Source organism: Methyloceanibacter sp. (assembly GCF_058506495.1).
This window is the reverse complement of sequence record NZ_JBZMXT010000107.1, coordinates 1-5,961: the sequence shown is the minus strand read 5'-3', so window position 1 is coordinate 5,961 and position 5,961 is coordinate 1. Positions and strand designations below refer to the sequence as shown.

General features: G+C 57.1%; 4 protein-coding genes. 3 read left to right on the top strand and 1 reads right to left on the bottom strand.

The genetic code is table 11. The annotated features are described in order from the left end of the window. Nucleotides 1-603 (top strand): DUF6512 family protein (locus AC33YF_RS12495; protein WP_491777537.1); only part of this gene is annotated, 603 nt, incomplete at its 5' end. Between the two features lie 220 nt (nt 604-823). Here the strand turns inward: AC33YF_RS12495 and AC33YF_RS12490 are convergent. After that, nucleotides 824-2,341: a bifunctional aminoglycoside phosphotransferase/ATP-binding protein gene (locus tag AC33YF_RS12490; protein ID WP_491777536.1), complete on the bottom strand. Its 1,518-nt coding sequence runs from the start codon at nt 2,339-2,341 to the stop codon at nt 824-826. A gap of 369 nt (nt 2,342-2,710) precedes the next feature. Between AC33YF_RS12490 and AC33YF_RS12485 the strand changes: the two genes are divergently transcribed. Both AC33YF_RS12485 and AC33YF_RS12480 read left to right on the top strand, forming a co-directional pair. Beyond that, nucleotides 2,711-3,490: an HAD family hydrolase gene (locus tag AC33YF_RS12485; protein ID WP_491777535.1), complete on the top strand. Its 780-nt coding sequence runs from the start codon at nt 2,711-2,713 to the stop codon at nt 3,488-3,490. Further along, nucleotides 3,487-5,910, top strand: coding sequence for a glycoside hydrolase family 65 protein (locus AC33YF_RS12480; protein ID WP_491777534.1), 2,424 nt, complete (start codon nt 3,487-3,489; stop codon nt 5,908-5,910). Before AC33YF_RS12485 ends, AC33YF_RS12480 begins: the two co-directional genes overlap by 4 nt. The last annotated feature ends 51 nt before the right edge of the window (nt 5,911-5,961 follow it).

The window sequence follows — 5,961 nt, the reverse complement described above, 5'->3', positions numbered from 1 at the left end:
ATCGAAGCTCAACTCGAAGGCTCTGAGTGGCGCGCCCAACGTGATACTGGGTTTGACATGACGCCTCAGGCACCTACCGTATTTCGCTGGGAGATCGCCGGGGCGATATTCATTGTTGTCGCGGGGTCGGCGCTGCATTTCGCATTCGATTGGACAAACCGCTGGTGGCCGATTGCTGTGTTTGCTGCGGTCAACGAGTCCATATGGGAACACCTCAAGCTAGCTTTCTGGCCAGGACTTTTATGGGCGGCCGTTACATTCCGGGCTGTGGGTGTATCAGTGTCCGAAAACCTCTCGATCAAGGGCATCACACTGCTACTCACCGCGTGCCTGATCGTCGGGATCTTCGTGTCGTACACCCACATTCTCGGCCGCAACATTTTTATCCTCGATATCGGGACATTTGCGCTGGCAGTATTTATCGGACAGGTAGCGTCTGCTCTTTTGATTATCCGTAGGGTCAACAACCGCGAACTCGCGCGGCTAGCCTTGGCGCTGCTTTTCGTACAGCTCGCGGCCTACAGCCTTTTCACATTCTACCCGCCAGATCTCTGGCTTTTCCTCGATAGCCGAACCGGAACCGTTGGTATTCCAACTCAGTGACTGAAGAACCGAGTGTTCAACTATTTGTCCCATCCTGGAACCCGTCCGGCCCTAATCTCGCGTATGGCGATGTCGGCTTAGAGGAAGTAACCGGACATGCTCTCTGGTCGGCATCATGGCAGCTTCTGTTTCTAAGTGGACGTCGACGAGGCCTTGATAGTGGCGCCCGAAAGCGATTTGTGTCGACCTCACTCTGTTAGTCAGGATGCCAGGGCATGTCTTAGGAGGATGCATCGCGAATGCGCTCAAGGCAGCGCTGAGCGGCCTCCGTGACCGAACCGCAAGTACCGATACGTTCGAACTCAATTGATCCGACGTCGTATGAAAGCTGCTCACATACCACAGAGGGAGTTGCATCAGAGACATCGCCAACGCGGTTCGCGACGCGCGCTTGCAGGAGATCGGCCGACAAGTCGAACCAAAGCCCTTTGAACGCAGCACCGCATTCTGCAGCAACGGCGGCGATCGCCTCGCGCTCCTCCGGTTTTGCATGAACGGCGTCGACAATTACCGATCGCCCGCCTTCGAGGACGAAGCGGGCGCGCTTTCGGCAAAGCGCATAAACGATTTCAGAAACTTCAGGTGTGTAAGCCCTCTGTGGCAACGTTGTATGTAGGTCCACGCCGAACAGTCGCTTGCGCTCGACATCGCTGCGCACAATCACCGCGCCTGGAAATCCCCCGATCTGATGAGCGATCGCACGGGCAATCGTCGATTTACCACTCCCGGAAAGTCCACTGACGGCGATCAGCTTTGGCGAGTCAGGCGCAAGGAAACGGCTTGCCAGGTCAAAGAAATCGCGTGCTTGGTCGCGTGGTTTGCCGGCGCGCTCGGGTGAAGCTTGTTCGGCGCGCAAGAGGGCTATCTTGGCTCTGATCACCGCGCGCAAGGAGAGGAACAAAGGCAGTGTAGCGAGGCCTATGAGGTTCGCAGTTTCGCTTTGGTCAAGATAGCTGTTTAGGACATAGTTGGCGTGGGCTTCGAGGCCATGCTTGCCGAGATCCATCAGCAGGAAGCTCAGATCATAGAGCACATCAACGGTCGCTAGGCTGTCGTTGAACTCAAGTGCATCAAACAGCACTGGTTGTTCCTTGATCTCGACGATGTTTCCGAGGTGGAGGTCGCCATGGCAATGGCGAACGAAGCCCGTGTTTGCCCGGTACCTCAAGACCGAACGGAGCTCACCCATAGCTGCGCGCGTCCGCCGCGCTAGCGCGTCAGCTGAGGCTCGCGGCAAGACATCGCTAGTCACTTGCTTCAGGACATCTTCGTGCTCGGAGATGATTTTCTCGAGCGGCACAATACCCTGATCGGTTGTGAGAGTGCGATCCGCTGCGCGATGAAGAGCGTGGACCTCAGCGGCGAGTTGGTGCATTGACTCGATCTTAAGGCGGCCTTCGCAAGCCATTCGGTCATAAAGGTCCTTCTGATCGAAGCGACGCATAACGAGGACCCAATCGACTGGCTTACCGCTGCCCCGCAGACACAAATTCCCGTTGACGTCGACCACAACGGGGACAATCTCCAAGTAGAGCTGTGGTGCTGTTCTGGCGTTCAGACGAAGTTCGTTGAGGCACGCCCAGTGTCGCTTCTCGAGGGTCGAAAAATCGAGAAACGGAAGCTTCACGGCGCGTTTGAGCTTGTATGCAAAATCACCTGCAAGAAACACGAAAGACGCATGGGTCTCGATGCGATCGATGACCGCAGGAGCAGGAGCGTAAGCTCCGGCCTGGGACATGAATTCGACGATCTTGGCCTGTTCCAAAAGACTGCCGTTCGAGAGTTCGCTTATCCAGTATTCTCATAGCACAACAGCGGATTGCGGACGGGAAGTCACTGCGCCTTCCAGCCTAGAGGCTATCTATGCACGAACGCTTAGTCTGAGCTGCTTGAATTAAAAGGCAACGGAGGAGATGTCTTGGTGCCGGTCGCCTCATTTCACGTCGCAAACGCTCGGCCCCATTTGATGCGTGTCAAAGCGATCGCGGAGTTGCGGCATACCTGATGCGCTTAAGGTGTTGGCATCTTGTCTGCGGGCCGCTTCGTGCTACAGACGCAAGGAAGTTGAGGGTTGCGTTGGCGCACATGCATTCGACTGGATCAAAATATGGCGGGCAGCAATGATCAGGAAATCCAGGCGGTGATCTTCGACTTGGATGGGGTTGTAACCTGCACCATGCGCGCGCACTTCGCTGCTTGGCGGGAAGTCTTCGATGGCTTTCTTCGTACTCACACACCATCTGGAAAGAGCTTTGTGCCTTTTAGCCTTCACGACTACTTCACCCATGTCGACGGCGTCCCACGTCTCGAGGGGATACGGCGCTTTCTCATCTCGCGTGACATAGAGTTGCCTGAGGGGGCGCCAACCGACGTCGATTACAGAACCATGCATGGGCTCGCCAACCTCAAGAATAAGCGCTACCTGGGGTGGCTGGATGCGAATGAAGTCCCAACCTACTCCGACGCGCTTGACTTGATCGGGTCGCTGAAGCGGCGCGGCATCAAGATTGGCATTTTCTCGTCCAGCCGAAACTGCGACCGGGCGCTCAAAAGCGCTGGTATTGCCGATTTGTTCGACGCCAAGGTGGATGGTGTCGACGCGGCACGGCTTGCCCTTCCGCCCAAGCCCGATCCTGCCGTGCTACTTGAAACGGTTGCGCGGCTTGGTACCCCGCCGGCCAAAGCCATCGTCGTTGAAGATGCCGTTTCCGGTGTCGAGGCCGCCGCACGGGGGGCCTTCAGGCATGTCGTCGGAATCGACCGAGAACCCCCGACTGACAATAGCCACGCTCTTGCTTTGCACGCTGCAGGAGCCGATTTCGTCACCCGCGATCTCGTCGACGTGCTCGCTCTCTGTCCCCTCGATTCCGATGATGTGCGACAATGAGCAACGACTGGGTCCTATCTTACGAAGACTACGATGCAGACAATGAGGGCGCGCGTGAGGTGCTGTGTGCGCTTGGGAACGGCTATATGGTATCGCGCGCAGCCGCACCTGACGCACGCGCCGGTGACAAGCACTATCCGGGTACGTATTTGTCTGGTGGCTACAACCGCCTTGCGACGGATGTTGCAGGCCAGCAGATCGAGAATGAAGACCTCGTAAATTTGCCGAACTGGCTGCCTCTCAACTTACAGATAGGCAACAATGACGATTGGCTGAAACCGGACCGTATTGTGTTCCTCGACTATCGCCAGGCGCTGGACTTACGAGCCGGAATCCTGACGCGAACCTTTCGCTTTCGGAACGATAAGGGCCAGGTGACACGGTGGGAGGAAAAGCGGATCGTCTCCATGGACAATCAGCACCTCGCCGCGCTCTCCGTGACGATTCTACCGGAGAACTGGTCTGGGCCTATGACACTACGCCTCAGCGTCGATGGCGCCGTGACCAATGCCGGTGTCCCACGCTATCGCGCACTCAACGGCCAGCACTTGGAAACTCTCGATCGCGGCACGGCTGAAGGGTCTGTGTTATGGCTCCGCAGCCGGATGGTGCAGTCACGTCGGGAGATTGCGCTGGCAACGCGTAACCTTGTCGAAATAGAAGGCGAAGCAATTACGCCGACGCAGGTTGAGAACGGTACTGACGAGGTCTGCGCAATTTACCGGCTTCAGGCGCGCGAGGGTTGCCCAATACATGTCGAGAAGATCGCCGCCTACTTCAATTCCAAGGACCACGCCATCACGGAGCCACTGGCAGAAGCGGTGACGCTCGTTAAAAGCGCCAACCGGATGGCCGACCTTCTGCATTCGCACAGTCGCGCTTGGCGGCAGATCTGGGAACAGTGCGATATTCAGATCAAGACCGGCAACGGGGCGGCGCAACTGAGGCTAAGACTGCACGTTTTTCACTTGTTGCAGACGGTGCACCATTCCGTCGGTGCAGATGTCGGCGTACCGCCGCGTGGGTGGCATGGGGAGTCCTATCGCGGCCATATCATGTGGGACGAACTCTTCATTTTTCCATACATCAATTTGCGTATGCCCCGCGTAACGCGCGCGCTACTCCTATACCGCTATAGACGGCTTCGCGAAGCGCGCAGCGCAGCGCGCGAAGCTGGCTTCAAAGGAGCTATGTTCCCCTGGCAAAGCGGGTCCAACGGTCGGGAGGAAAGTCAGCAGATCCACCTCAACCCGATGTCGGGACGATGGATCGCCGATGTCTCCTGGCGGCAGCGGCATATCGGCGCCGCCATTTGCTATAATATCTGGCAATACTACGAAGCCACCGGCGACGCCGACTTCCTTACCAACTACGGGGCGGAGCTCTTTTTTGAGATTGCCCGGTTTTGGTCGAGCCTCGCAAGACGTCGGAAAGATGGTCGCTACGAGATCGACGGCGTGATGGGACCAGACGAGTTTCACACGGCCTATCCGACGGCGGATCCTTCTGCACCTGTTGGTATCAACAATAATGCGTACACGAACGTCATGGTCGCCTGGCTCATGGCGCGCGCCTTTGACGTGCTCGACCGAATCCCCAGCGCCAAACGACAACGGCTTTGCGAGCGCCTCGGTCTGAAGGATGAAGAATTCGATCTTTGGCGGGACATTGGCTGCAATCTTTTCATCCCACTGCAAGACGACGGCATCATTAGCCAATTTGAAGGCTATGCTGATCTCGAGGAGTTTGACTTGAACGGCTATCGTAAACGATACGGCAGCCTCCAGCGGCTTGATCGTATCCTTGAGAAAGAGGGAGAGGATCTCAACCGCTTCAAGATCTCGAAGCAGGCGGACGTGCTGATGCTATTTTATCTTTTTAGCCGTGAGGAGATCGAAGAAACCTTTGATCGTTTGGGCTATGCGTTTACGCCGGATCAGATCCCTAAGAACATTCACTACTACGTTGAACGCACGTCCCACGGCTCGAGCCTGAGCTGGATGACCCATGCCTGGGTTCTAGCACGCGCCGACCGCGAAAGGTCGTGGCAGCTTGCTCTGAGAGCACTCGCCAATGACGTGGAAAACCTTCAGCACGGCACCGTAAGCGAGGGCATCCATCTTGGCGCCATGGCGGGAACCGTGGATCTTATGCAGCGCTGCTACACAGGCATCGAAATGCGGGACGGAGTCCTAAGGTTCAACCCGCGCTTGCCGGACGAGGTTGATGAGATGCAGGCAACGCTGCAATACCGCCGTCACACGCTCGACGTCGAGGTGAGCAAGGCTCGCCTGAAAGTCTCGAGCCGTGCTGGGGTGGCGGCGCCGATTCGCATCGCTTACCGCGAACACAGCTCCGAGCTCGATCCCGGGCAATCCTTGGTCTTCAATCTGTCGCAGAGCCTCGCTGCAGACTCTTGAGCGTGCCGCTGAAAACGCGCATGAGGAGAGAGTGCCAGCCGCTAAAGGCCG

Excerpts from the sequence above, each read along its gene's own strand:
- AC33YF_RS12490 (WP_491777536.1), bottom strand. The coding sequence starts at position 2,341 with ATGTCCCAGGCCGGAGCTTACGCTCCTGCTCCTGCGGTCATCGATCGC.
- AC33YF_RS12485 (WP_491777535.1), top strand. The coding sequence starts at position 2,711 with ATGGCGGGCAGCAATGATCAGGAAATCCAGGCGGTGATCTTCGACTTG.
- AC33YF_RS12480 (WP_491777534.1), top strand. The coding sequence starts at position 3,487 with ATGAGCAACGACTGGGTCCTATCTTACGAAGACTACGATGCAGACAAT.